Genomic DNA, 20,713 nt, shown 5'->3' on the forward strand with positions numbered 1-20,713 from the left:
CCGCGCCCAGCCGGGCCTGAAGAGCCATCGGCCGATGGTGGAGCGCTCAGTGCATCTGCAGGTCCGGCCGATAGCGCGCCAGCAGCGACCGGACCGTGTCCATGGCGTCCACCGCGCGGCCCTTGTCCACGGCCTGGATGGCCATCACCGGTATGTACTCGTCATCCGGCAGGTCGATGCGCGCCCAGCGGTGACCCACCGGAAACGACACCCCGGCAACATCCGGCCACTCGATCAGCTTGTCGCCCAACAGATTTCTCACCGAAACGCCGGCCGGCCCCACTCGCAGCCGCGGCCGTGCGAACAGCAGCACGACGCCGGCGATGACCAGGCCCAGCACCGCGATCGCCACCTGATCGGAGGTCTGAAAGACCACCCCGGTTGACCCCGCCTTGAGCAACAGGCCCACCACGATATGCGCCGCGGCGATGAGAAACGCCGCTCCATAAGCGAATAGCGGTGTGCGATGGGGACGCAGCACCGCATCCCAGGACTCGCGGTCCGGCGGCGACGTCACGACTGAGCGCGCAACTCACGCAGGGTCAGTGCGGTGGTCAGGGCCGCCAGAGTGGCTTGGGCCCCTTTGTCCTCGGCCGATTCCGGAAGGCCGGCCCGGTCCAACGCCTGCTCCTCGGTGTCGGTCGTCAGCACGCCGTTGGCCACCGGTGTGGAAGTGTCCAACGACACCCGGGTAAGGCCCTGCGTCACCGCATCACACACGTATTCGAAATGCGGTGTCTGCCCGCGGATCACGACGCCCAGCGCGACGACGGCGTCGTGGTTGCGGGTGAGTTCCTGCGCCACCACCGGGATTTCGATCGCGCCGATCACCCGGATCACCGTCGGGTCGTCGATACCCGATTCCGAGGCCACCTTGCGGGCACCCGCCAGCAAGGCGTCGCAGATTTCGCTGTGCCAGGTGCTCGCGACCAGGGCCAGTCGCAGGCCGGATGCATCGAGCGGCGGAACCTCCGGCACACCGTCGGCGGGGCTCATCGGCGCCACTCCTCAGCATCACTTCGCTCTGCATCGTCGCCGGCGCGGCTCACAAAGCACCGCCGAATTCACCTGGCAGATGGACGGATTCGTGAAAATCGTCCAGCCCGGCCAGGTCGTGGCCCATCTTGTCCCGCTTGGTCATCAGGTAACGGATGTTCTCCGCGTTGGCGCGCACCGGCAGCGGCACCCGCTCGATGATGTGCAGGCCGTACCCGTCCAACCCGACCCGCTTCGCAGGGTTGTTGGTCAGCAGCCGCATCGAACGCACCCCGAGGTCCACCAGGATCTGCGCGCCGATACCGTAATCTCGTGCGTCGGCCGGCAATCCGAGCTTGAGGTTGGCGTCGACGGTGTCTTCACCGGCGTCCTGCAGCTGGTAGGCCTGCAGCTTGTGCATCAGCCCGATGCCGCGTCCCTCGTGGCCGCGCATGTAGAGCACGATGCCGCGTCCCTCGCGGGCGACCATGGCCATCGCAGCGTCCAGCTGCGGCCCGCAATCACAACGGCGCGAACCGAACACGTCACCGGTCAGGCATTCGGAGTGCACGCGCACCAGCACGTCGTCACCGTCGGAGTTCGGCCCGGAGATGTCCCCGCGCACCAGCGCGACGTGTTCGACCTCTTCGTAGATGCTGGCGTAGCCGATGGCACGAAATTCGCCGTGCCGCGTCGGTATCCGGGCCTCGGCGATCCGGGCGATGTGCTTCTCGTGCTTGCGGCGCCACTCGATCAGGTCGGCGATGGTGATCATGGCCAGGTCGTGTTCGTCGGCGAACACCCGCAGTTCATCGGTCTGCGCCATCGCGCCCTCGTCTTTTTGGCTGACGATCTCGCAGATGGCGCCCGCGGGCTGCAGACCGGCCAGCCGGGCCAGGTCGACGGCGGCCTCGGTGTGACCGGGGCGGCGCAACACGCCACCGTCCTTGGCGCGCAACGGAACCACGTGACCCGGTCGGGTGAAGTCGTCGGCGACGCTGGTGGGATCGGCCAGCAGCCGCATCGTGGTGGCCCGGTCCGAGGCTGAAATCCCGGTGCCCACACCCCGTCTCGCATCGACGGTGACCGTGTAGGCGGTGCCGTGCTTGTCCTGGTTCACCGCGTACATCGGCAGCAGGCCCAGCCGGTCGCAGACCTCGCCGTCCAGCGGCACGCACAGGTATCCCGAGGTGTAGCGCACCATGAAGGCCACCATCTCCGGCGTCGCCTTCTCGGCGGCGAAGATCAGATCGCCCTCGTTCTCGCGGTCCTCGTCGTCGATGACGATGACGGCCTTGCCGGCCGCAATGTCGGCAACCGCCCTCTCGACGGAGTCCAACCTCGTCATCTTTGCTACCTCGCCGTCCCCGCTGTCCGGCGGGAACACTGTCGAAACGGCTCACACGAGAAGCCCACGTGTTGCATTCAGTATGAACCACGGCGGCGGCGCCGTTATTGCCACGGCTTGATCAGTGGGACGGTCCCGGATCGCGTTGCGCCACCGAGTGGGCTGGCGACGCCGACGGCCTGACCACATCCGATGAGCGCGCACATATCTCGTCGCCGCGGATCCCCGCGGCATCCCGGTGTCGGATCGGGCCTCGCGACCCCCGTAATCGTTGCCGGGATCACAATTTTTCGCCGCCCCGGCCGCCGACACCGGGCACGACGCCAGGAACCCTTTTCGCGAGGGGAATGGCTCCGGGCGATTTCGGGCTCGAGGTAATCCGCAAACAGGATGGCGCCGCCAAAAATGGTTTGCTCAGCCCGCAATATCGTCACCTGGTGTCAAAAATAACCCTATGAAAGGCCCGTACAGGCCGAAAGCCTTTGCAGCAGATATGTGTTGGCTGTGCCCGATATTTGACACCGGCAAACGGCGGAAACGGGTTTCGCGCACATTAGCGCGGGGAAATCCAAGCCGCATGAATACCAACACACGAACACGACCGTGGGTCCGTCTGTGTACCGGCGCGCTCGCGGCCGGCGGCCTGGCCATGTCCGCGCTCGGACTGTCCACGGGCACCGCTGCGGCGGCGCCTCCTCCTCCGCCTATGTATCACCACCACTGGTGCCCGGGCGATCAGTGGGATCCGGGCTGGGGCCCGTACCAGAACTGGAACAGCTGTCACGATTGGGACGATAACAACGGTGGTCCGGCCGGTTACGGGGCTCCGCCGTGGGCGGGGCCGCCGCCACCGCCGCCACCGTGGGCACCGTGGGCCCAGATCGTCTGGGATCCCAACATGAACCATTGGGGTTACTGGGAAGGCCCCAACTGGCGCCCGGTGTAATAGCCGAGTAGCCAGCTGATCCCAACGCAGGCCGTTAGTCGCGGCGCGAGACGCCGCGGCTAGCGGCCTGCTGTCATGACGGCTTGATGTTGCACAGGTCGCGGGCGGACATGCGGTACCCGTCGTGACCCGAGAGCACCACCAGGATCTCTTAGTCAGCCCCGACAGGCCCGATTGCTGCAGACCCCGGTTTAGCGCGCCATCAACCGCTCAACGTATTTGGCGATCACGTCGACCTCGAGGTTCACCTGTGTGCCGACCGGAGCGCTGCCCAACGTGGTCAATTCGCGGGTGGTGGGGATCAGCGAGACTTCGAACCAGTCCCCCGGCTCGCCGCCCAGCGCGGACACCGTCAACGAAATCCCGTCGACGGTGATCGACCCCTTTTCCACGACGTAGCGGGCCACCTCGGCCGGCATCTCGATGCGCACCACTTCCCAGTGCTCCGACGGTGTCCGGCCCACGATGCGCCCAGTCCCGTCGACGTGCCCCTGCACGATGTGCCCGCCCAGCCGGCTGTTGACGGCCGCGGCGCGCTCCAGGTTGACCCGGCTGCCGACCTGCAATTCGCCCAAGTTCGACCGGTTGAGCGATTCGGCCATAACGTCGGCGGTGAACTGCCCGCCCGGTAGCAGCTCGGCGACGGTCAGGCACACGCCGTTGACGGCGATCGAATCGCCATGGCCCGCGTCGGCGGTCACGACGGCACCGCGGATGGTCAGCCGTGCGGCGTCCGAAAGGACGTCACGAGCCGTCACCTCGCCGAGTTCCTCGACAATTCCGGTAAACATCCTCTTAGGCTAATTGGCCCCCACTCACGCTGATGAGCAGGGCAAACACCCGCGCCCGGACGACACTGGCACCCCGCGTTCACCAGGGCAGTCATCGGCACCCTCTACGATGCAGAGTATGCAGACCCGCCGCCGTATATCGGCCGTCATCGCATCCCTGACCCTCGCCACCACCTTGATCGCCGGCTGTTCGTCGGGCTCAAAACAGAGCAGCGCGCCGCTCCCCGACGGCACGACCTTGGTGAAGCAGTCGGCCGACGCCACCAAGAAGGTGCAGAGCGCGCACATCGCTCTGAGCATCCAGGGCAAGATCCCCGGGCTACCCATCAAGACGCTGACCGGTGACCTCACCACGGCGCCGGCCACCGCCGCGTCGGGCAACGCCACGATCACCCTGGGCGGCTCCGACATCGACGCCAACTTCGTGGTGCTCGACGGAACCCTCTACGCCACCCTCACCCCGAACAAGTGGAGTGACTTCGGCAAGGCCTCCGACATCTACGACGTCTCGGTGCTGCTGAACCCCGACAACGGGCTGGGCAACGCGCTGGCCAACTTCAGCAACGCCAAGGCCGAGGGCCGCGAGAACATCAACGGGCAGAACACCATCCGCATCACCGGCAATGTCTCGGCCGACGCGGTGAACAAGATCGTGCCGCAGTTCAACGCGACGCAGCCGGTGCCGAGCACGGTGTGGGTCCAGGAGACCGGTGACCACCTGCTGGTCCAGGCCAACCTGCAGAAGAGCTCGGGCAACTCCGCCCAGATCACCCTGTCCAATTGGGGCGAGCAGGTTCAGGTCACCAAGCCCCCGGTGAGCTCGTGACCGCGGAGACCGCGGCCCCGACCGGGCACCAAACCGGGCGCCGCGTAGCGATCAGCGCGGGCAGCCTGGCGGTCCTGCTGGGCGCCCTGGACGCCTACGTCGTCGTGACGATCATGCGCGACATTATGACCGACGTTCACATCCCGATTAACCAGCTGCAGCGCATCACCTGGATCATCACGATGTACCTGCTGGGCTACATCGCCGCCATGCCGCTGCTGGGCCGCGCATCCGACCGGTTCGGCCGCAAGCTGGTGCTGCAGGTCAGCCTGGCGCTGTTCATCGTCGGCTCCGTGGTCACCGCGCTGGCCGGCCACTGGGGCGACTTCCACCTGCTGGTCGGCGGCCGCACCATCCAGGGTGTGGCCAGCGGCGCGCTGCTGCCGGTCACCCTCGCCCTGGGCGCCGACCTGTGGTCCCAACGCAACCGCGCCGGCGTGCTGGGCGGCATCGGTGCCGCGCAGGAACTCGGCAGCGTGCTAGGCCCGCTGTACGGGATCTTCATCGTCTTCCTGTTCCACGACTGGCGCTACGTGTTCTGGATCAACGTGCCGCTGACCCTCATCGCGATGGTGATGATCCAGTTCAGCCTGCCGTCGCACAAACGGGTGGAGGAGCCCGAGAAGGTCGACCTGGTCGGTGGCGTGCTGCTGGCGGTCGCCCTGGGCCTCGCCGTCATCGGTCTGTACAACCCCCAACCCGACGGCAAGCAGATCCTGCCCAGCTACGGGCTGCCACTGGTCATCGGCGCGGTCGTGGTCGCCGCGCTCTTCCTGCTCTGGGAGCGCTTCGCGCGCACCCGGCTGATCGAACCGGCGGGTGTGCACTTCCGCCCGTTCCTGGCCGCGCTGGGTGCCTCGCTGTTCGCCGGTGCCGCGCTGATGGTGACGCTGGTCGACGTCGAACTGTTCGGCCAGGGCGTGCTGGGACAGTCCCAGACCCAGGCCGCCGGGCTGCTGCTGTGGTTCCTGATCGCACTGCCGATCGGGGCGGTGCTGGGCGGGTGGATCGCCACCCGAGTCGGTGACCGCATCATGACCTTCGTCGGGCTGATGATCGCGGCCTACGGGTACTGGCTGATCCACTTCTGGCGCCAAGACGTGATGAGCCAGAAGCACAACATCTTCGGGGTGTTCAGCGTGCCGGTGCTGCACGCCGACCTGCTGGTGGCCGGGGTGGGCCTGGGCCTGGTGATCGGGCCGCTGACCTCCGCCGCGCTGCGGGTGGTGCCGTCCGCCCAACACGGCATCGCCTCGGCGGCGGTGGTGGTGGCCCGGATGACGGGCATGCTGATCGGTGTCGCCGCACTCAGCGCGTGGGGACTGTACCGGTTCAACCAGATCGTGGCGGGCCTGACGGCCGCGATCCCGGCCAACGCCACCCTGCTGGAGCGCATCGCCGCGCAGGGCACCATGTACCTCAAGGCCTTCGCAATGATGTACGGCGACATCTTCGAGGCCACCGTGGTGATCTGTATCGCCGGTGCGCTGCTAGGCCTGCTAATCGGCGGCCGCAAGGAACACGCCGAGGAGCCGGAAATAGCCGAGCCGCAAACGGTTTCGTTGGGTGAGCGCTAGCCGCTGCGCGGCACCAGGCTGAGCACCACGTCGGGCCCGACCCGGTCGATGCCGTCGAACTGCCAGCGCAGCGCCCGCCCGATCGTGGACACGCCCACGTCGTCGACCACGGTGACGGGACCGCCCAGCAGCGTCGGCGCGACGTAGGCCAAAATCCGGTTGACCACCCCGGCCCGCAGGAAGGCGCCCGCGAGCGTCGGGCCGCCCTCCAGCAGCACGTCGGTGCGGTCGGAGACGGCCTTGAGCACCTCCATCGGGTCGTGCGTGCGGATCAGCATGGTTCGCGAATCGTCGTTGAGAACCTTTGCCTCCGAAGGTATTTCACGCATCCCGACGACCACTCGCAGCGGTTGCCGGTCGGCCAGCGAGCCGTCGGGCAGCCGCGCGGTCAGCGCCGGGTCGTCGGCCAGCACCGTGCCGGTGCCCACCACGATCGCTCCGGCGGCCGCGCGTCGGCGATGCAGATCCAGCCGGGAGGCCTCGCTGGAAATCCACTGGCTGGAGCCGTCCGCGGCCGCGCTGCGACCATCGACGCTGCTAGCGTATTTCCAGGTCACGTGTGGCAGCCCGGTCCGTTGCTTATGCAGCCACTCGCGCAGCGGCCCGCCGGTCACCTCGTCGGCCAGCACCCCGGACTGCACCGCGACGCCGGCCTCCTCGAGCCGGGCCGCCCCACCGGACGCCTCCGGGTTCGGGTCGGCGACGGCGTACACCACGGTCCCCACCTTTGCGTCGAGCAGGGCGTTTACACAGGGCGGGGTTCTGCCGTAGTGGTTGCACGGCTCGAGGGTGACCACCACGGTGCCCCCGACCGCCAGATCGCCGGCCCGCCGCAGCGCCAGGATCTCGGCGTGATCGCCACCGGCCGGTTCGGTGGCGCCGACGCCGACCACCTCGCCACCGGCATCCAGGATGACCGCCCCCACCGGTGGGTTCGGATACGTGGTCCCCTTGACGTGGTTGGACTGGTCGATCGCCAGGCGCATCGCGGCGGCAAGACTGTCGCCCGGCGGAAGCGTCATCGACGCAGGTGCGGGGATGCGCCGGCGGCCTGGCGCCGCAACGCGTCGATCGCGGCCTTTGGGTCGTCGGCGCCGTACACGGCCGACCCGGCGACGAAGCAATCGACGCCGGCCTCGGCGGCCTGCTCGATGGTGTGGTCGTTGATGCCACCGTCGATTTCGACCAGGATCGTCAGCTCCCCCGCGTCGATCAGCTTGCGCGCGGTGCGGACCTTGCTCAGCACCTCGGGGATAAAGCTCTGGCCGCCGAAGCCGGGCTCGACCGACATGATGAGCAGCGTGTCGAACTGCGGCAGGATTTCGAGGTAAGGCTCCAGCGGGGTGCCCGGCTTGACGCTGATTCCCGCCTTGGCGCCCGCGGCGCGGATGTCGCGCGCCACCCCGACTGGATTGTCGGTGGCCTCGGCGTGAAAGGTGACGTTGTACGCCCCCGCCTCCGCGTAGGGAGGCGCCCAGCGGTCGGGGTTCTCGATCATCAGGTGGCAGTCCATCGGGATGGTCGTGGCGGCCAGCAGGCTCTCGACCACCGGTAGGCCGATGGTCAGGTTCGGCACGAAGTGGTTGTCCATCACATCGACGTGCAGCCAGTCGGCGCCGGTCACGGCGGCGGCTTCGTCGGCGAGCCGGGAGAAGTCAGCGGCAAGGATCGACGGCGCGATCAGCGGGCCCTTTGACGGTTCCGGATTGGGAGGCATGAGCGCCAGACTACTGAGCCGCGCGGCCCGCTTCACATCCGGCGCGGCCCCGCTACCCCGCCTCGCGGCGCAGCGCGGCCGCGAACATCGCGTCGGTGCCGTGCCGGTGCGGCCACAACTGGACGTGCGGCCCGTCCCCCAGGTCGGCGACGGGCTCGAACAACGGCCGGGTGTCGAGCGCGCTCACCGGCTGGCGGCGCAGCGCGTCGGCGACCACGCCGACGGTCTCAGCCAGGTGCGGCGAGCAGGTGGCGTAGAGCACCACGCCGCCAGGGCGCGTCAGCGCGATCGCGGCGCCCAGCAACTCGCGCTGCAGCTTGGTCAGCGTGGGCACGTCGGCGGGTTGCCGCCGCCAACGGGCCTCCGGCCGGCGGCGCAGCGCCCCCAGCCCGGTGCAGGGCGCGTCGACGAGCACCCGGTCGAACGTCGGCTCCAGTTCCGTCTGCCGCCCGTCGACCCGCAGCACGTCGACCGGCAGGCCACGGGTGTTCTCGGCGACCAGGTCGGCGCGGCGCGGCGCCGGCTCCACCGCGGTGAGACGGAACCCGGACTCCGGGTGCTGCTGCACGCCCAGGGACGCCAGCAGCGCCGTCTTCCCACCCGGCCCGGCGCACAGGTCCAGCCACCGGCCCCTGTCGCCGTCGACCGGCGCCAGGGTCAGCGCCCGCGCCACCAGCTGGCTGCCCTCGTCCTGGACCAGCGCGACGCCGTCGCGCACCGGCGTCAGCCGCCCGGGATCGCCGCCCGCCAGGTACACCGCGTACGGCGAATAGCGGCCGACCGTCCCGTCCACCGCGTCGGCCAACTCGGCGGCGGTCAGCGCCCCGGCGCGGGCGGCCAGGTGCACCTGGGGCCGCTCGTCGTCGCTGGCCAGCACCGCGTCGAGTTCGGTCGCGGCGGCACCCAACGCATCGGCGAAGGCCTGGGCGATCCACCGGGGGTGGGCATGCACGAACGCGGCGTGCCCGATCGGATCCTGCCCGGGGTCGGGGGCCAGCTCGGCGACCCAGGACTGCTCGTCGCGCCCGGAGATGGTGCGCAGTACTCCGTTGACGAAACCCGCTCGCGCCGAGTCGAATTCGATTCCGGCCTGCTCGACGGTGGTGGACACCGCGGCGTGCGCGTCGACCCGGGTGCGCAGCAGTTGATACGCGCCGAGCCGCAGCAGGTCGAGCAACACCGGGTCGATGGCCTGCGGCGAGCGCCGCGCGGCCGCGCCGATGACGGCGTCGAGCAGGCCCCGGGTGCGGCAGGTGCCGTAGGTGAGCTCGGTGGCGAATGCCGCGTCGCGGCCGGTGATTCCGCGTTCGCGCAGCAACGCGGGCAGCGCCAGGTTCGCGTAGGCATCGCGTTCGCTGACCGCCCGAAGCACGTCGAACGCAGCGCCGCGGGCCGGGTCAAGGGGCCGGCGCGGCGGTCGGCGGTCGCGCTGCTGCGGTCGCGGCGACTTGCGCTCCGGGCGGCCGCGCTGCGGTCTGTCGCGCCCGGTGCTCATGTCGCCCGCACCTCGGGGTCGAGCCGGGCGCCGCGCGCCCAGTCCACCGCGTTCATGAATTTCTTTCCGGGCGGCTGGATCTGGTCCAGCCGCACCGGCTCGGAACCCGTGCCGACCCAGACGCTCTTGCGGTCGACGTGAATAGCCCCGGGCAGCAACGGTTCTGAGGGCCGCGGCAGCGCGGAGGCCTCGGCGACCTGTACCGGCCCCAGTTTGATGCGCAGGTCGCCGATCAGCGTCCACGCGCCGGGATTCGGGGTGACGGCGCGAATGCGACGATCCACGACCAGCGCCGGCAGGTCCCAGCGCACCCGGGCCTGCTCGACGGTGATCTTGGGTGCGATGCTGACCCCGTCGGCGGGCTGCGGCACCGGTGTCAGCGTCGCATCGTCGATGCCGTCCAGCGTGGTCGACAGCAGTACCGCGCCCGAAACGGCCAGTCGCTCAAGCAGTTCCCCGGCGGTGTCGGTCGGCCGGATGGTCTCGGTCACGACTCCGAAGATCGGGCCGGAGTCCAGGCTCGGCTCGATCTGGAACGTCGAGGCGCCCGTGATGCTGTCGCCCGCGGCGATGGCCGCCTGCACCGGCGCGGCGCCGCGCCAGGCGGGCAGCAGCGAGAAGTGCAGGTTGATCCACCCCCTCGGCGGGACGGCCAGCAGGCCGTCGCGCAGCAGCGCGCCGTAGGCCACCACCGCGCAGCAGTCCGGTGCCAACTCCGACAGCTCCGCGACGAACTCGTCCGAGTTCGGCCGCGACGGCCGCAGCACCGGAATTCCACGATCGAGCGCCTCGCAGGCCACCGGCGACGGCTCCGGCTTGCCACGCCGTCCGACGGTGGCGTCGGGCCGCGTCAGCACCGCGATCACCTCGTGCCGCGGCGAGTCGATGAGGCGGCGCAATGCGGGTAGCGCGGGTTCTGGGGTTCCGGCGAAGACAAGACGCACCGGCCCAGTCTAGGAAGCGGCGCACGCAGGCCCGACCCGCCCGAGCCGACCCCATGTGCGTGCGTACACTATTGCCTATAGCTATTATTTCTGGCAGTCATTAACCACCGGTGTGAGCCGTACTGCCGATTCACGTCGACAACGAGGTCGAAAGACAACCCTTTCCCCTTCTCAAAGGAGGTCTAGATGACCCTCGACACCCCGATCAGCGACGCCTCGGTGGCTGCCACTCATCGCACGGTATGGGCGTTGGGCGACTACGCCCTGATGGCCGAGGAAGTGATGGCACCCCTCGGCCCCGCCCTGGTCAAAGCCACCGGCATCGGGCCCGGCGTGCGGGTCCTGGACGTCGCCGCCGGCTCGGGCAACATCTCGCTGCCGGCCGCGTCCACCGGCGCCACCGTCGTGTCCACCGACCTCACCCCGGAGCTGTTGCGACGGTCGCAGGCCCGGGCGGAGGCCCGAGGCCTGACGATCGACTACCGGGAAGCCAACGCGCAGGCGCTACCCTTCGGCAACGGGGAGTTCGACGTGGTCATGTCCGCGATCGGCGTGCAGTTCGCCCCCGACCAGCAGCGCGCCGCCGCCGAACTGGTCCGGGTCTGCCGGCCGGGCGGCACGATCGGCGTGATCAGCTGGACCCCCGAGGGGTTCTTCGGCCGCATGCTCGCCACCATCCGGCCGTACCGCCCGAGCCTGTCGCACCCCGTGCCGCCGGCCTCGCTCTGGGGTCGCCCGCGCTACGTCGCCGCGCTGCTGGGTGACCAGATCGGTGACCTCACCACGACGCGAGGCATGTTGACGGTCAACAGGTTCGACAGCGCCGAGGCCGTGCACGCGTATTTCAAGCAGCACTACGGCCCGACGATCGAGGCGTACGCGAACATCGGCCACAACCGGGTTCTGGCCGCCGAGCTCGACGCCCAGCTCGTCGAACTCGCGCAGCAGCACCTGGCCAACGGCACGATGGGCTGGGAGTACCTGCTGGTGACCGCGCGGAAGCGGACCGACTAGCTCTGATGGTGGCGACCCGCTTCGCCCGGCTCCGCCGCGCTCGCGATCGCAACAGCTCTGATGGTGGCGACCCGCTTCGCCCGGCTCCGCCGCGCTCGCGATCGCAACAGCTCTGATGGTGGCGACCCGCTTCGCCCGGCTCCGCCGCGCTCGCGATCGCAACAGCTCTGATGGTGGCGACCCGCTTCGCCCGGCTCCGCCGCGCTCGCGATCGCAACAGCTCTGATGGTGGCGACCCGCTTCGCCCGGCTCCGCCGCGCTCGCGATCGCCACAGCTCACTTACAGGTCGATCTCGGCGTCCAGGTGGACGTCGGGCTCGCCGCCCGCGGCGGTGAAGGCCGTCAGGGCCCGCACCAACCCGTGCCGCTCCGGCGGCGGCATCTTCGCCACGATGGCCGCGATCTCGGCGCGCCGGTGGGCGGTGACCTGATGGACGACGTCGCGGCCGCGGGTGGTGAGCGCGGCGAGCAGCTCGCGCCGCGAGGTCGGGTGCGGCAAGCGGTCGATCAGCCCGGCGGCGACCAACCGGTCCACCATCCGTCCGGTGGCCGACGGCTGCACGCCCAGCAGACCGGCCAGCGTTGCCAGGTTGACCGGGCCACGATTGGACAGGAGCACCAGCGTCCGGAACTGCGCGATGGTGATGGTCTCGTCGACCTGCCCGACGGAGCGAGCCGAGATGGCCATCAGCAAACGGGAGGCCGTCAGCAGGGCATCGGTGATGACGTCCAATGACTCGTCAACTGTGGCGTTGTCGGCTGCCATATCGCCCCTTCCCGGATGGTTTCCGGACTTCTCGGCGGCTAAAAATTAGAAAGTGTAGCAACACTCTAATGTCGTAGAAAGAGATTATTGCACGCGCATATTGTCGCCTAGGGTAATAGTTCGTAAAACTTAGCCGATGTGCAGGGGGTCGATCTGCACCCGGGCCGGCTCATGGGTTTGCCGGGCGCTGAGTACACCTACGCCGCGCCGCAGCGCGGCCGCCAGCGCCAGGCCCTGCTGGCGGGGCACGCGCACCAGCATCCGCGTCACCGGGGCACCGGCCGGCGTTCCGGCCGGGCGGCGCACCCCGGCCGGAAGGTCCACCGGCCCAAGCAAATCCGCGTGCAAGGAATCCTGGTCGGACAGCCGGGCCTCGTCGAGCAGCGCGGTCACGGCGCCGGCCGTCCCGTCGACGGCCGCCATGTGCACGCTGGGCGGCAGGCCGACCTCGGCCCGCGCGGTCACTTCCGCCTCCGCATGACCCACCGGATCCCAGCGGATCAGCGATTGCACTGTGGGAAGCGAGGATTCGGCGACCACCATGACCACGCCGCCGTCGCCGCGGGCGCGCACCAGCGCGGCGGCCGTCATCCAGCGCCACAGCGCGTCCTCGGCCGCGCGCAGGTCTTGGCGGCCCAACAGCGCCCAGGTGTCCAACAGCAGCGCCGCGCCATAACCGCCGGACGCCTGCGGCTCGGCGCCCGGGGTGGCCACCACCAGCGCCGGGCCGGCCGCGACCTCGGGCACCACGCCGTCGCCCGACGACGTGATCACCGCCGTGCCGGGGAACGCGCGGCCGAGTTCTTCGGCGGTGCGGCGCGCCCCGACGACGACGGCGCGCACCGCGTCCGACCCGCATCGCGCGCACCGGCGCGTCGGGTCGACGCGCCCGCACCAGCGGCACAGCAGCGCCGCGCCGCCCTCCTGCAACGACAGCGGGCCCGTGCAGTGCCGGCACCGGGCGATCGTGCGGCACCGCGCGCAGGCCAGCGACGGGAGGTATCCGCGCCGCGGCACCTGCACCAGCACCGGCGCCCCGGCCTGCAGCGCCGAACGGGCGGCGCGCAACGCGATGGACGGAATGCGCGCCGTGCGCGCCGCCGGGTCGCGCTCGTCGGCGTAGCCGGTGTCGTCCAGGGCGATCACCCGCGGCGTGCGGGCCCGCACCACCGGCCGCGCCGCGACGATGTCGTGGGCCCAGCCGCTCCGCACCAGCGCGTGGGCCTCGGCGGTGCGCACGTAGCCGCCGATCAGGGCGGCGCACCGGGCCTGATGCGCGCGCAGCATCGCCACCTCGCGGGCGTGTGGATACGGCGCCCGCGGCTCGGCCAGGCTGTCGTCGGCGTCGGCCCACACCATGACCAGCCCGAGATCGCTCAGCGGCGCGAACACCGCGCTGCGCGTGCCGATCACCAACCGCGCGGAACCGCGCAGCGCCGCCAGCCAGCGCCGGTACCGGGCCGCCGGGCCCAGGCCGGCCGACAGGGCCACCACGCTGCCCTCGTCGATCCGTGCCGTCGCGGCCTGCCACAGCGCGTCCAGGTCGCGCTGGTCGGGAACGATCGCCAGCGCCGATCGGCCGGTCCGCACGGTTTGCGCGGCGGCCTCGGCGAAGCGGTCCGTCCACGACTCGCCCGGCAGCGCCTGCCAGACGGCCCGGGCGGCCCGTGATTCGGCCAGCGCGGCCAGAAATTGAGCGCCCCGGCCGTAACCGTCCCAGCCCGACGGGTCGACGGGCTCCGGGACCGCCGCATCGCGGCTGACCAGGGCTTCCCGCTCCACCCGGGCGTGCCGGGCCGGTACGGCCAGGCGCAGCACGTCGGGGCGGGTGCCCGCGTAGTGGGCGGCCACCGCGTCGACCAACCGGCGGATTTCCGGGGTGAGCACCGGCTCGGCCGACACGACGCGATCGAGCCAGCCCAGCTTGCCGGGGTGATCGGTGTCGTTGCGGCGCTCCAGCACGAACCCGTCGACCAGCCGGCCGTGGAAGCGCACCCGCACCCGCACCCCGGGCTGCGCGTCGTCGGACTGCTCGGCCGACACCAGGTAGTCGAACTCCCGGTCCAGGTGCGGCACCGACAGCATCGGCAGCACCCGGGCGATGGGCTCCACCTCGACGGGCGTGCGCGCGCTCGGACTCACCGCGTCCCCGGGCCGCGAATCATGTTGTCATCCAATTGCTTACCGTCCGGTCCGCAGCGTACCGGGCACGGGCGACAATCAGCCCTCGGCGGGCGCCGGGGCGTCCCCGGCGGCGTCGGCGGGAAGCTCGCGGCCGAAGAAGAACCCGGCCGTGATCAGGATCTGGGCCGCCGCATACGACCACCAGATCGGGACCGCCAGCGCCTCATTGCCCAGGATGAAGCGGGCGATGGCGATCATCGAGTCCGAGACCGCGAAACACACCGCCCCCACCGCAGTCCAGATCGTCGGCAGTTTCGCCAACAGGGCCGTGCACACCATCGCGGTCAGCACCACGATGTAGACCGTCACCGGAAGCGTCAGCTTCTCCGCGCCCAGGTGGGGCCAGAACCAGGCCAGCAGCGCGATCGACGCCGCACACATCAGGACCACCGCAACGATGCGCACCGTCGACGGCGGCGCATCCTTCGAGAACGCCGGCACCAGCGGCAGCAGGGCGGCCAGAAAACACAAGTGCGCCAACAGGAATGCCGCCAGGCCCACCACGAAGGACAGCGTCCACCACGGGATCGCCAGCACCCAGTCGCCGACCGCCGAGAGCAGCAGCGCCAGCATCAGCCACCGCCGCTCGCGGACGACGGCATGCCCCGCCGCGGCCAGCGTCAGCAGCAACGCCATCGAGGCCTTGAACGCCGGCTGCAGCACCCAGTGCCCGGTCAACTCGATTCCCGGCGGCGAGCGCAGCGCCAGCACGGTCAGGTAGATGCCGTAGGCCAGGGCCACCCAGCCGGCCGCCACCCAGGCGCCGGCCACCAGACGAGGTGCGTACGGTACGTCCATGCCCAGCTTGGATAACACAGCCGACGAGAAACCCGCTATCGACCCCATCCTGCAGAAGGTACTGGATGCGGTTCCCTTCCGGCTATCCACTGAGGACGGAATCGACGCGGCGCGACAGCGGTTCCGCGACCTGCCGCGCCGGCCGCTGCACCCCGAGCTGCGGGTCGAGGACCGCACGATTCCCGGGCCCGCGGGCGCCATCGCGGTCCGGATCTATTGGCCGCCAACCCATTCCGACGCCTACCCGGCTGGCGCCCCGGCGCCGGTCGTGCTGTATTTCCACGGCGGCGGGTTCGTCATCGGCGACCTCGACACCCACGACGGCACGGCCCGTCAGCACGCGGTCGGCGCCGACGCGATCGTGGTGTCCGTCGACTACCGGCTGGCCCCCGAGCACCCCTACCCCGCCGCGGTCGAAGACGCTTGGGCCGCAACGCTTTGGGTCGCCGAGAACGCCGGCGAACTGCACGGCGACCCGAACCGGATCGCCGTCGCCGGGGATTCGGCCGGCGGCACCATCTCGGCCGCGGTGGCGCAGCGGGCGCGGGACAACGCCGCCCCGCCGATCGTGTTCCAGCTGATGTGGTATCCGTCGACCATGTGGGACGCGTCGCTGCCGTCATTCGCCGAGAACGCCACCGCACCGATCCTGGACGTCAAGGCCGTCGCGGAGTTCTCCCGTTGGTACGCAGGCGAAGTCGACATGTCCGATCCGCCGTCGGACATGGCGCCGGGGCGGGCGAAGGATCTGAGCAACCTGGCGCCGGCCTACATCGCGGTCGCCGGATACGACCCGCTGCGCGACGACGGCATCCGCTACGGCGAATTGCTGACCGCCGCCGGCGTGGACGCCCGGGTGCACAACGCCGAGACGCTGGTGCACGGCTACCTGGGCTATGCCGGCGTGGTGCCCGCCGCCACCGCGGCGCTCGAGGGCGGACTGGCCGCGCTGCGAAGCGCCCTGCACCGGTGACCCCGCAGCGTACGGTAAACGCATGAGCGAGCCGACCACCGCCCGGCCCGGGATCGATCCGACGTTCAAGTCGCTGCTCGACGCCTTTCCGATGACCTTCCGCGAGGCCGACGGTGTCGAGGTCGCCCGCTCGCGTCTCCGGCTGCTCAAGGTGCCGCCCAAAATGCTGCCGGACCTGCGGATCGAGAACCGTACGATCGCCCACGGCGAGCGCACCGACATCCCGGTGCGCATCTACTGGCCCGACAGTGACGCCAGCCCGCTGCCCGTGGTCGTCTTCTATCACGGCGGCGGCTTTTGCCTGGGCGACCTGGACACGCACGACCCGGTCGCCCGTGCGCACGCCGTCGGCGCCGAGGCCGTCGTGGTGTCCGTCGGCTACCGGCTGGCCCCCGAGCACCCGTTCCCGGCCGGCGTGGACGACTGCTGGGCGGCGCTGCAATGGGTCGCCGAGAACGCGGCCGAGCTCGGCGGCGACCCGAACAACATCGCCGTGGCCGGCGACTCGGCGGGCGGCAATCTCGCCGCCGTGACGGCGCTGCTGGCCCGCGACAACGGCGGCCCGGCACTGCGCTTCCAGTTGCTCTGGTACCCGACCGTCACCGCGGACCTGTCCCTGCCTGCGTACACCGACAACGCCGACGCGCCGATCCTGAACCGTGAGGTCATCGACGCTTTCCTGTCCTGGTACGTACCCGACCTGGATATCACCGACCCGAAGGCACTGCCCACCACCATGGCCCCCGCGAACGCCGCGGACCTGTCCGGGCTGGCGCCCGCCTACATCGGCACCGCCGAACACGATCCGCTGCGCGATGACGGGGCTTGTTACGCCGAGCTGCTGGGCGCCGCCGGCGTGCCGGTGGAGCTGAGCAACGAGCCCACCCTGGTGCACGGGTTCGTCAGTTTCGCCCTGGCGATACCCGCCGCCGCGGAGGCCACCGAGCGCGGCCTCACGGCTCTTCGCAAGGCACTGCACCCCTAGGCAGGCAACGATGGTCCCGCACGAAGACGAAGCCCCCGACTATCACACGCTGATCATCGGCGCCGGGTTCTCCGGCATCGGTGCGGCGATCAACCTGGACAGGGCCGGGCTGCCCGATTACCTGGTGATAGAGGCCGGCGACGGGGTCGGCGGCACCTGGCACTGGAACACGTATCCCGGTATCGCCGTGGACATTCCGTCGTTCTCCTACCAGTTCTCCTTCGAGCAGAGCCAGCACTGGTCGCGCACCTACGCGCCGGGCCGGGAGCTCAAGGCCTACGCCGAACACTGCGCCGACAAGTACGGCATCCGCTCGCGGATCCGGTTCAACACCAAGGTGCAAACCGCCGAGTATGACGACGAGCGCGGCCTGTGGCGGGTGCAGACCGACCCGGCCGGAGTGGGGGCACCTCCCGGTTGCGGGGGCATCACGGCGCGATTTCTGATCAGCGCCTGCGGCGTACTGACGGTGCCGAACCTGCCCGACATCGACGGCGTCGACTCGTTCGGCGGCATCACCATGCATACCGCGCGGTGGGATCACGGCCAGGATCTGCGCGGCAAGCGCGTCGCGGTGATCGGCACCGGCGCCTCGGCCGTCCAGGTGATTCCCGAGATCGCGCCAATCGTGTCGTCGCTCACGGTGTTTCAGCGCACCCCGATCTGGTGCTTCCCCAAGTTCGACGTTCCGCTGCCGGCTCCGGCGCGCTGGGCGATGCGAATTCCCGGCGGCAAGTTCCTGCAGCGCCTGCTCAGTCAGGCCTACGTGGAGCTCACCTTCCCCATCTCGGCGCACTACTTCACGGTCCTCCCGCTGGCCAAGAGGATGGCCTCGTTTGGGAAATCCTATCTGCAGCAACAGGTTCAGGATCCGGACGTGCGTGAGCAGCTCACCCCGCAGTACGCGGTGGGCTGCAAACGCCCCGGCTTCCACAACGGCTACCTCGCCACGTTCAACCGCGACAACGTGCGGCTGGTCACCGAACCGATCGACAAGATCACACCCGACGCGGTGGCCACCACCGACGGCGAGAACCACGAGATCGACGTGCTGATCCTGGCGACCGGGTTCAAGGTGATGGACCCTGACAACGTGCCGACCTTCGCCGTGACCGGGAGCGGCGGAAAGTCGTTGAGCCGCTTCTGGGACGAGCACCGGCTGCAGGCCTACGAGGGTGTCACCGTGCCGGGATTTCCCAACCTCTTTACCGTGTTCGGCCCGTACGGTTACGTCGGCTCTTCGTATTTCGCGCTGATCGAGGCGCAGACGCATCACATCGTGCGCTGCCTCAAGCGGGCCAAGCGCGTCGGCGCGACCCGCGTCGAGGTGAGCCAGGAGGCCAACGACCGCTACTTCGCCGAGATGATGCGCCGCCGGCCCCGGCAGATCTTCTGGCAGGACAGCTGCCGGCTGGCCAACAGCTACTACTTCGACAAGAACGGTGACGTGCCGCTGCGGCCGGGCACCACCCCGGAGGTGTACTGGCGCAGCCGGCGATTCGACCTGGACGACTACCGGTTCACCCGCTAGCGTGCTCACGTGGCAAAGGAATTTCCGAGCATCGACAGGTCGCTTCGCGACTTCATCCGGGAGCAGGCCGTATTCTTCGTCGCCACCGCTCCGTCCGAAGGTGGGCGAATCAACCTGTCCCCCAAGGGATATCGCGACACGTTCGCAGTTCTCGACGAGCACACCGTCGCCTACCTGGATCTGTTCGGCAGCGGCGTGGAAACCATCGCCCATCTGCGCGACAATGGCCGGATCACCGTCATGTTCTGCTCGTTCACCCGCAACTCGCGGATCCTGCGGCTGTTCGGCACCGGACGGGTGATCCGCCCGGACGACACCGAATTCGCTGCTCTGATGCGACATTTCGGCGACCAGCACGCGGGGGTCCGCACCATCATCGTGATCGATGTGGAGCGGATCGCCGATGCGTGCGGATTCGCGGTGCCCTATTACGATCTCGTCGACGAACGGCCGGTGCTCGACGCCGCGCATCGCAAGGCCATCGACGGCCAGTACAGCCGGCTGATCGATCGCAACCGGCGCAGCATCGACGGGCTACCCGCGCTGGACGCGGATCACCCCCTGCCGCGTTAGATCGCGCGCTTGAGGTCGTCGACCTTGTTCAGCTGCTCCCAGGGCAGCTCGACGTCGGTGCGGCCGAAGTGGCCGTACGCGGCCGTCTGCGCGTAGATCGGGCGCAGCAGGTCCAGGTCGCGGATGATCGCGCCGGGCCGCAGGTCGAAGACCTCGGGGACGATCTTCTCGATCTTGACCGGGTCGACCGTCGCGGTGCCGAAGGTCTCGATGAACAGCCCGACCGGGGCGGCCTTGCCGATGGCGTAGGCCACCTGGACCTCGACCCGCTCCGCCAGCCCGGCGGCGACGATGTTCTTGGCCACCCAGCGCATCGCGTAGGCCGCCGAACGGTCCACCTTGGACGGATCCTTGCCGGAAAAGGCACCGCCGCCGTGGCGGGCCCAGCCGCCGTACGTGTCCACGATGATCTTGCGGCCGGTCAGGCCGGCGTCGCCCATCGGGCCGCCGAGGACGAACTTGCCGGTCGGGTTCACCAGCACCCGCGTCGCCGACGAGTCCAGGGTGTCGTGGGCCAGCTCCTCGAGCACGGTCTTGAGCACGTGCTGGCGGATGTCGGGATCGAGCGTCTTCTCCAGGTCGATGCCGTCGGCGTGCTGGGTGGAGACCACCACGGTGTCCAGGCGAACCGGAACGTCGTCCTCGTACTCGATGGTGACCTGCGTCTTGCCGTCCGGTCGCAGGTAAGGCAGCGTGCCGTTCTTGCGGACCTCGGTCAACTTCCGCGACAGCCGGTGGGCCAGCGCGATCGGCAGCGGCATCCGCTCGGGGGTGTCGTTGATCGCGTAGCCGAACATCAGGCCCTGGTCGCCGGCGCCCTGGGCGTCCAGCGGGTCGGCGGCACCCTCGACGCGGTGCTCGTGGGCGGTGTCCACACCCTGGGCGATGTCGGGTGACTGCGCCCCGATGCCGATGTTGACCCCACAGGTGCTCCCGTCGAAGCCCTTCTCCGAGGAGTCGTAGCCGATGTCGAGGATGCGCTCGCGAACCGTGTTGGTGATGTCGGCGAACGCCTCCTTGGCCGTCGTGGTCACCTCACCCACCACGTGCACCTGTCCGGTGGTGACCAGCGTCTCGACAGCGACACGTGAACGGGGATCCTGCGCGAGGAGGGCGTCGAGGACCGAATCGCTGATCGCGTCACAGATCTTGTCGGGATGTCCCTCAGTCACCGACTCACTGGTAAACAGGCGACCCTTTTCGCTCACAATGACAATCCTTCCAATTAGTTAGTTAGCCGAATTATATCGGTTGGCGTCGGCCCGGCCAG

The 20,713-nt window shown here is 69.6% G+C and carries 20 protein-coding genes and 1 pseudogene; 8 read left to right on the top strand and 13 right to left on the bottom strand.

The annotated features are described in order from the left end of the window. Positions 1–46: 46 nt before the first annotated feature. Genes B8W69_RS08890 through B8W69_RS08900 form a run of 3 tightly spaced genes read right to left on the bottom strand, consistent with a single transcriptional unit; the run spans position 47 to position 2,323 of the window. Positions 47–517, bottom strand: a complete 471-nt coding sequence (locus tag B8W69_RS08890) for a PH domain-containing protein (RefSeq protein ID WP_085289460.1) — start codon at positions 515–517, stop codon at positions 47–49. Further along, complete coding sequence (gene ribH, locus B8W69_RS08895) at positions 514–996, bottom strand: 6,7-dimethyl-8-ribityllumazine synthase (protein WP_065030832.1); 483 nt, start codon at positions 994–996, stop codon at positions 514–516. The genes B8W69_RS08890 and ribH overlap by 4 nt, the downstream gene beginning before the upstream one ends. A 49-nt stretch (positions 997–1,045) precedes the next feature. Continuing rightward, a complete protein-coding gene (locus B8W69_RS08900) occupies positions 1,046–2,323 on the bottom strand; it encodes a bifunctional 3,4-dihydroxy-2-butanone-4-phosphate synthase/GTP cyclohydrolase II (RefSeq protein ID WP_085289528.1) in 1,278 nt (425 codons plus the stop codon). 577 nt (positions 2,324–2,900) lie between these two features. Here B8W69_RS08900 and B8W69_RS08905 point away from each other — a divergent pair. Then, on the top strand, positions 2,901–3,269 hold the full coding sequence (locus tag B8W69_RS08905) for an Mtp family mycobacterial-type pilin (RefSeq protein ID WP_085289461.1): 369 nt from the start codon (positions 2,901–2,903) through the stop codon (positions 3,267–3,269). A gap of 191 nt (positions 3,270–3,460) precedes the next feature. Here B8W69_RS08905 and B8W69_RS08910 read toward each other — a convergent pair whose 3' ends face one another. Next, on the bottom strand, positions 3,461–4,060 hold the full coding sequence (locus tag B8W69_RS08910; RefSeq protein WP_085289462.1) for a riboflavin synthase: 600 nt from the start codon (positions 4,058–4,060) through the stop codon (positions 3,461–3,463). A gap of 118 nt (positions 4,061–4,178) precedes the next feature. On the opposite strand from B8W69_RS08910, the gene B8W69_RS08915 reads away from it, so the two are divergent. Next, the gene (locus tag B8W69_RS08915; protein ID WP_085289463.1) at positions 4,179–4,886 is read left to right on the top strand and encodes an LppX_LprAFG lipoprotein; all 708 of its coding nucleotides are present in this window, start codon (positions 4,179–4,181) and stop codon (positions 4,884–4,886) included. Further along, the gene (locus B8W69_RS08920; RefSeq protein ID WP_085289464.1) at positions 4,883–6,463 is read left to right on the top strand and encodes an MFS transporter; all 1,581 of its coding nucleotides are present in this window, start codon (positions 4,883–4,885) and stop codon (positions 6,461–6,463) included. The genes B8W69_RS08915 and B8W69_RS08920 overlap by 4 nt, the downstream gene beginning before the upstream one ends. Here the strand turns inward: B8W69_RS08920 and ribD are convergent. Genes ribD through fmt form a run of 4 tightly spaced genes read right to left on the bottom strand, consistent with a single transcriptional unit; the run spans position 6,460 to position 10,619 of the window. Then, complete coding sequence (ribD, locus tag B8W69_RS08925) at positions 6,460–7,485, bottom strand: bifunctional diaminohydroxyphosphoribosylaminopyrimidine deaminase/5-amino-6-(5-phosphoribosylamino)uracil reductase RibD (RefSeq protein ID WP_085289465.1); 1,026 nt, start codon at positions 7,483–7,485, stop codon at positions 6,460–6,462. The genes B8W69_RS08920 and ribD overlap by 4 nt on opposite strands. Further along, positions 7,482–8,180 (bottom strand): ribulose-phosphate 3-epimerase, encoded by a 699-nt coding sequence (rpe, locus tag B8W69_RS08930; RefSeq protein ID WP_085289466.1) that lies wholly within the window; start codon positions 8,178–8,180, stop codon positions 7,482–7,484. Before rpe ends, ribD begins: the two co-directional genes overlap by 4 nt. Positions 8,181–8,232: 52 nt before the next feature. Then, positions 8,233–9,675, bottom strand: coding sequence for an RsmB/NOP family class I SAM-dependent RNA methyltransferase (locus B8W69_RS08935; RefSeq protein WP_085289467.1), 1,443 nt, complete (start codon positions 9,673–9,675; stop codon positions 8,233–8,235). Then, positions 9,672–10,619: a methionyl-tRNA formyltransferase gene (fmt, locus tag B8W69_RS08940; RefSeq protein WP_085289468.1), complete on the bottom strand. Its 948-nt coding sequence runs from the start codon at positions 10,617–10,619 to the stop codon at positions 9,672–9,674. The genes B8W69_RS08935 and fmt overlap by 4 nt, the downstream gene beginning before the upstream one ends. Before the next feature lie 186 nt (positions 10,620–10,805). On the opposite strand from fmt, the gene B8W69_RS08945 reads away from it, so the two are divergent. After that, positions 10,806–11,633 (top strand): class I SAM-dependent methyltransferase, encoded by an 828-nt coding sequence (locus B8W69_RS08945; protein ID WP_085289469.1) that lies wholly within the window; start codon positions 10,806–10,808, stop codon positions 11,631–11,633. Here B8W69_RS08945 and B8W69_RS32200 read toward each other — a convergent pair. From B8W69_RS32200 to B8W69_RS08965, 4 genes and pseudogenes are all read right to left on the bottom strand, one after another. After that, positions 11,630–11,909, bottom strand: a pseudogene (locus B8W69_RS32200) (2-isopropylmalate synthase); the annotation flags it as partial. The gene B8W69_RS08945 and the pseudogene B8W69_RS32200 overlap by 4 nt on opposite strands. Positions 11,910–11,913: 4 nt before the next feature. Continuing rightward, positions 11,914–12,399 carry a MarR family winged helix-turn-helix transcriptional regulator gene (locus B8W69_RS08955; RefSeq protein WP_085289470.1) on the bottom strand — a complete coding sequence of 162 codons (486 nt, stop codon included), beginning with the start codon at positions 12,397–12,399 and terminating at the stop codon, positions 11,914–11,916. 129 nt (positions 12,400–12,528) lie between these two features. Then, complete coding sequence (locus tag B8W69_RS08960; protein WP_181447355.1) at positions 12,529–14,541, bottom strand: primosomal protein N'; 2,013 nt, start codon at positions 14,539–14,541, stop codon at positions 12,529–12,531. 78 nt (positions 14,542–14,619) lie between these two features. Next, positions 14,620–15,381, bottom strand: coding sequence for a lysoplasmalogenase (locus tag B8W69_RS08965; protein ID WP_085289471.1), 762 nt, complete (start codon positions 15,379–15,381; stop codon positions 14,620–14,622). Here B8W69_RS08965 and lipI point away from each other — a divergent pair. From lipI to B8W69_RS08985, 4 genes are read left to right on the top strand one after another with little or no spacing between them, the layout of a single operon-like run. Continuing rightward, positions 15,380–16,354 (top strand): esterase LipI, encoded by a 975-nt coding sequence (lipI, locus tag B8W69_RS08970; RefSeq protein WP_085289472.1) that lies wholly within the window; start codon positions 15,380–15,382, stop codon positions 16,352–16,354. The two genes, B8W69_RS08965 and lipI, sit on opposite strands and share 2 nt — an antisense overlap. A 22-nt stretch (positions 16,355–16,376) precedes the next feature. Continuing rightward, positions 16,377–17,339 carry an alpha/beta hydrolase gene (locus B8W69_RS08975; protein ID WP_085289473.1) on the top strand — a complete coding sequence of 321 codons (963 nt, stop codon included), beginning with the start codon at positions 16,377–16,379 and terminating at the stop codon, positions 17,337–17,339. 10 nt (positions 17,340–17,349) lie between these two features. Beyond that, positions 17,350–18,870 carry a flavin-containing monooxygenase gene (locus tag B8W69_RS08980; RefSeq protein WP_085289474.1) on the top strand — a complete coding sequence of 507 codons (1,521 nt, stop codon included), beginning with the start codon at positions 17,350–17,352 and terminating at the stop codon, positions 18,868–18,870. Positions 18,871–18,879: 9 nt separating this feature from the next. Beyond that, the gene (locus B8W69_RS08985) at positions 18,880–19,443 is read left to right on the top strand and encodes a pyridoxamine 5'-phosphate oxidase family protein (protein ID WP_085289475.1); all 564 of its coding nucleotides are present in this window, start codon (positions 18,880–18,882) and stop codon (positions 19,441–19,443) included. Here the strand turns inward: B8W69_RS08985 and metK are convergent. Next, positions 19,440–20,651 carry a methionine adenosyltransferase gene (gene metK, locus B8W69_RS08990; protein WP_085289476.1) on the bottom strand — a complete coding sequence of 404 codons (1,212 nt, stop codon included), beginning with the start codon at positions 20,649–20,651 and terminating at the stop codon, positions 19,440–19,442. The two genes, B8W69_RS08985 and metK, sit on opposite strands and share 4 nt — an antisense overlap. Between the last annotated feature and the right edge of the window lie 62 nt (positions 20,652–20,713).

It is taken from the genome of Mycolicibacterium vulneris (assembly GCF_002104765.1).
Classification (GTDB): domain Bacteria; phylum Actinomycetota; class Actinomycetes; order Mycobacteriales; family Mycobacteriaceae; genus Mycobacterium; species Mycobacterium vulneris.

Excerpts from the sequence above, each read along its gene's own strand:
- B8W69_RS08965 (WP_085289471.1), bottom strand. The coding sequence starts at position 15,381 with ATGGACGTACCGTACGCACCTCGTCTGGTGGCCGGCGCCTGGGTGGCG.
- B8W69_RS08905 (WP_085289461.1), top strand. The coding sequence starts at position 2,901 with ATGAATACCAACACACGAACACGACCGTGGGTCCGTCTGTGTACCGGC.
- B8W69_RS08955 (WP_085289470.1), bottom strand. The coding sequence starts at position 12,399 with ATGGCAGCCGACAACGCCACAGTTGACGAGTCATTGGACGTCATCACC.
- B8W69_RS08945 (WP_085289469.1), top strand. The coding sequence starts at position 10,806 with ATGACCCTCGACACCCCGATCAGCGACGCCTCGGTGGCTGCCACTCAT.
- B8W69_RS08915 (WP_085289463.1), top strand. The coding sequence starts at position 4,179 with ATGCAGACCCGCCGCCGTATATCGGCCGTCATCGCATCCCTGACCCTC.
- lipI (WP_085289472.1), top strand. The coding sequence starts at position 15,380 with ATGCCCAGCTTGGATAACACAGCCGACGAGAAACCCGCTATCGACCCC.
- B8W69_RS08910 (WP_085289462.1), bottom strand. The coding sequence starts at position 4,060 with ATGTTTACCGGAATTGTCGAGGAACTCGGCGAGGTGACGGCTCGTGAC.
- rpe (WP_085289466.1), bottom strand. The coding sequence starts at position 8,180 with ATGCCTCCCAATCCGGAACCGTCAAAGGGCCCGCTGATCGCGCCGTCG.
- ribH (WP_065030832.1), bottom strand. The coding sequence starts at position 996 with ATGAGCCCCGCCGACGGTGTGCCGGAGGTTCCGCCGCTCGATGCATCC.
- B8W69_RS08900 (WP_085289528.1), bottom strand. The coding sequence starts at position 2,323 with ATGACGAGGTTGGACTCCGTCGAGAGGGCGGTTGCCGACATTGCGGCC.
- B8W69_RS08975 (WP_085289473.1), top strand. The coding sequence starts at position 16,377 with ATGAGCGAGCCGACCACCGCCCGGCCCGGGATCGATCCGACGTTCAAG.
- ribD (WP_085289465.1), bottom strand. The coding sequence starts at position 7,485 with ATGACGCTTCCGCCGGGCGACAGTCTTGCCGCCGCGATGCGCCTGGCG.
- B8W69_RS08980 (WP_085289474.1), top strand. The coding sequence starts at position 17,350 with ATGGTCCCGCACGAAGACGAAGCCCCCGACTATCACACGCTGATCATC.
- B8W69_RS08935 (WP_085289467.1), bottom strand. The coding sequence starts at position 9,675 with ATGAGCACCGGGCGCGACAGACCGCAGCGCGGCCGCCCGGAGCGCAAG.